This window comes from Nostoc sp. CHAB 5715 (assembly GCF_020829685.1).
GTDB lineage: Bacteria > Cyanobacteriota > Cyanobacteriia > Cyanobacteriales > Nostocaceae > Nostoc.
In genome coordinates, this window is the sequence record NZ_JAIVFR010000741.1 from 1 (window position 1) to 3,882 (window position 3,882).

The 3,882-nt window shown below is 44.5% G+C and carries 4 protein-coding genes; 2 read left to right on the forward strand and 2 right to left on the reverse strand.

The window, feature by feature from the left end:
- Window positions 1-1,338 (forward strand): TrkA family potassium uptake protein (locus LC574_RS30325; RefSeq protein WP_229457310.1); only part of this gene is annotated, 1,338 nt, incomplete at its 5' end.
- 102 nt (window positions 1,339-1,440) lie between these two features.
- Window positions 1,441-1,695, forward strand: a complete 255-nt coding sequence (locus tag LC574_RS30330; protein WP_229457311.1) for a hypothetical protein — start codon at window positions 1,441-1,443, stop codon at window positions 1,693-1,695.
- Between the two features lie 238 nt (window positions 1,696-1,933).
- On the opposite strand, the gene def is transcribed toward LC574_RS30330, so the two are convergent.
- Complete coding sequence (gene def, locus LC574_RS30335) at window positions 1,934-2,464, reverse strand: peptide deformylase (protein WP_229457312.1); 531 nt, start codon at window positions 2,462-2,464, stop codon at window positions 1,934-1,936.
- 158 nt (window positions 2,465-2,622) lie between these two features.
- Window positions 2,623-3,822 carry an HhoA/HhoB/HtrA family serine endopeptidase gene (locus LC574_RS30340; protein WP_229457313.1) on the reverse strand — a complete coding sequence of 400 codons (1,200 nt, stop codon included), beginning with the start codon at window positions 3,820-3,822 and terminating at the stop codon, window positions 2,623-2,625.
- Window positions 3,823-3,882: the final 60 nt, after the last annotated feature.

The window sequence follows — 3,882 nt, forward strand, 5'->3', positions numbered from 1 at the left end:
GGTTTAGCAGCACCCATATTCACCGTTGCAGCAATGGGAAACCGAGCGATCGGACAAATCAAATTATTTCAGCAAACTTGGCCAATTCACGAAGAATACATCGATGAAAACCACTTCTGGAAAGGTCTAAAGCTGAGTGAATTGTGGGAAGATCGATCGCGGATGCTGATTTATTACTTGCCAGTAGAAGGTGAGATGGATTTGGTGTCAGGTGTAATATCTGGACAAGAGATCAAAGTAGGCGATCGCTTAATTATTGGTACACAACCCCGCATCCGTTCCCCCCGGAGATCATTGATTAAAAAATTGCTGAAAGCCCTCACCAATTTTAGGCAGTTTCAGGAACACGGGCGATCGGTATTAATGAGTGCTGTTGTACTATTGGCAGTTATTCTGATTGCTACATTCACCTATATGTCGGCTGAGTTGAGTTTATCTCCTGTCGATGCTCTATATTTTTCTGTCGGCATGATTACAGGAGCAGGTGGTAATGACAAAGTAGTAGAAAATGCTCCTAACAGTATTAAGTTATTTACTGTTGTGATGATGCTGATTGGAGCGGTAGTAATTGGTATTTGGTATGCAATGCTCACCGATTTTGTTTTAGGAAGCCGCTTTAAGCAATTTTGGGATGCAGCCCGAATTCCCCAGCGATATCACTACATTGTCTGTGGCTTGAGTGGTATTGGAGTGAGAATTGTCCAGCAACTCCACGCCAGTGGACATGAAGTTGTAGTAGTTGAACCCGATTCTAACAACAAATATATTAACACTGCCCGCGAACTAGGTATCCCCGTCATTCAGGGCGATGCCAGCTTCCGTACAATACTCAAAGCCAGCAATATAGACTCTGCCGCCGCAGTGCTTGCTGTTACTAGCAATGATGCTACCAATCTGGAAATTGCCCTCAAAGCCAAAGGATTGACACCCAGCATTCCGGTGATTGTTCATTATGCCGATCCCGATTTTGCTGGCATAGCGCAACAGCTATTTGGCTTCGAGGCCGTACTAAGTCCGGCTGAACTAGCAGCCCCAGCTTTCGCTGCTGCTGCACTAGGGGGACGCATCCTCGGCAATGGCATCACAGCCGATAGTCTTTGGGTAGCTTTTGCAACTGTGATTACACCTTCACACGTCTTTTGTGGTCAGTGGGTGAAAAATGTAGCCATGTCTGCTGACTGTGTACCTTTGTACGTAGAAAAAAACCACCAAACCCTTCACGGCTGGGATTTATTAGAAACTAAACTCAGTGCTGGTGATGTTTTATATATGACTATGCCAACAACGCGGTTGTATCAATTGTGGCGCGGCGAACAAGTTTGTGAAGCACAGGCTTAAATAATTCGTAATTTATAATTACAGCAGTTTTCATGTATTTGAACTACATCTATCGTAGGGGTAAAGCGCAATGCTCATTGGTGTCAACTTAACGTAAAAGCCATGTCCCGCAAGGAACTGAAGTTCCTTGCTAATAGCGAAACTCATCTGAAGATGACTAAATATAGCCAATATAGCCCAATACGCTTGGCTTTGTGGAAAATTGTAGGTTGGGTTAAGCAAAGCGCAACCCAACAAAGCCCCGGAAATGTTGGGTTTCGTTCCTCAAACGCCACTTGCTTCTCCCAAGGGGAGACGCTGCGCGAACAAGTCGGGAAACCGCAAGGGCGCAGTGGCTCCCCAACCTACACAATTTAAGGTTTTTGGCGCTAACCCAAGCGTATTGCAATATAGCCAAAAATCTTTAGTCTACTTTAGTAGACTTGAGCTAAAAGCCAAAGGAATTCATTCCAAGGCGGGTGAGGAAGTTAACAGATAAGCCATTTCTAGCTTAAGTTGACACCAATGAGCAATGTGCTTTACCCCTACCGCGTGGTCTATTTACCTGAAAATAGCTGTAATACACTACTCCCCACTCCCCACTCCCCACTCCCATTTATTTGTTAACTACTCGTTGTTGATATTCCTGCTCAGTAATCATATCGAGAGTGTTTTCTAGACGATCTACAAATACGATACCGTCGAGATGATCATACTCGTGTTGAAAAATCCGAGCGATAAAATCAGTTAATTCTTGCTTTTGTAAGTTGCCTTGAGAGTCAGCATATTCTACTTCAATAGATTTATACCGAGGAACTAACCCCCTAATTCCTGGAACACTTAAACAACCTTCCCAATCTTTGACAACTTCAGTTGAATGAGCAATAATTTTGGGATTAATCATAGCAGTAGGTTCCATTTCCGGGGCATTGGGATATCTAGCATTAGGACGGGAAGCCACAATAAATAAACGATAGGATTGTGCTACTTGAGGCGCAGCAATCCCCACGCCGTTAGCTTTGGCAACAGTGGCGATTAAGTCTTCAATTAACTTTTGGATATGCTCATCTTGAATATTCTCAACCCAAGCAGCTTTTTGACGCAATGTTGGATTGCCTAATTGAATTATTGGCGCTAACTCAGTCATGATAAAAATCCTTTAAGTAATGGGGAATGGGGAGTGGGGAGTGGGGAGTGGGGAGTAGGGGAGGCAGGGGAGGCAGGGGAGGCAGGGGAAGAATGACTAATGACTAATGACTAATGACTAATGACTAATGACTAATGACTAATGACTAATGACTAACATCATCCCTCGCGTGTCACGGGTAAAGGAGCAGGTTGGACTCCTAGTTGGACAATTTGTCCATCGCGTTCCACTTCTATTGGTAATTTAGTGCCGATTTTACTATTTTCTACTAGCTTTTGTACTTCTTCAATTTTAGTAACAGGCTGGTTATTAATGCTTTTAATCACATCACCGACTCGGAGTCCAGCCGTAGATGCAGGCGATCGCGGGACGATATCAACCAGCAAAACGCCCTCATCAGCTGTAAAATTTAAGCGATCGCCTGCTGTATTTTTTATTCTTTCTTTAATATCTGGTGTCAGTGTCACCATCTGAACACCCAAATAAGGATGATCTACCTTACCTGTAGCAATTAATTCCTGGGCAATTCTTTGCACAGTATTAATGGGAATAGCAAAGCCCAAACCTTGAGCGCGTCGGATAATAGCTGTGTTCATCGCAATTACCTGGCCACGAGTATTTAGCAATGGGCCACCAGAATTACCAGGGTTAATTGCAGCATCCGTTTGGATGTAATCAACTCGTTTATCGCTAGCACCGATGTCGCTACTAGAACGACCTGTAGCACTAATAATCCCAGAAGTAACGGTATTGTTCAAGCCTAAAGGATTGCCGATGGCGATTACTGCTTCTCCTGGTTGCAAAGCATCGGAGTTACCCACAGATAGAGTTGGCAGATTATTAGCATCAATTTTGATCGCAGCCACATCAGTTACCGGATCTTCACCCAACACTTTCCCGTCAAAAGTCCGACCATCTTTGAGTGTGACAGTTACTCTATCAGCACCATCTACCACATGAGAATTGGTCACAATTTGACCTGAAGAATTAATGATAAATCCAGAGCCGCTACCCCGCTCTACCCGTTGTCTAGACTGTGGCGCACCGTCTCCAAAAAACCGTCGGAAAAATGGATCGTTAAATTCGTCTGGTACGCGAGAAGTGATTGTTCGGGAAGAATCAATGCGAACTACCGCAGGCCCCACCTGTTGCACTACTTTTACCACAAAATTAGGATTTCCAGACGAAGAGATAATTGCCGGGGGGGCAATTACCGCATTGGGTTCTATTGTCTTTTGGGCTTGAGTCTCGCTTTGTCGAGTCTCAAAGGTCTTAGCAGGTAAAAGAGAGCAGCTTCCCAGGAACACCACTGCTACCCCAATTAAGACCTCTGTTTTCTCGTAAAGTCGTTCCCGCAATTCGCTTAACGTCGCATCGGGCTGTGCTGTGACGAGTTGGCGCAGGATTTCTAGCTGTTC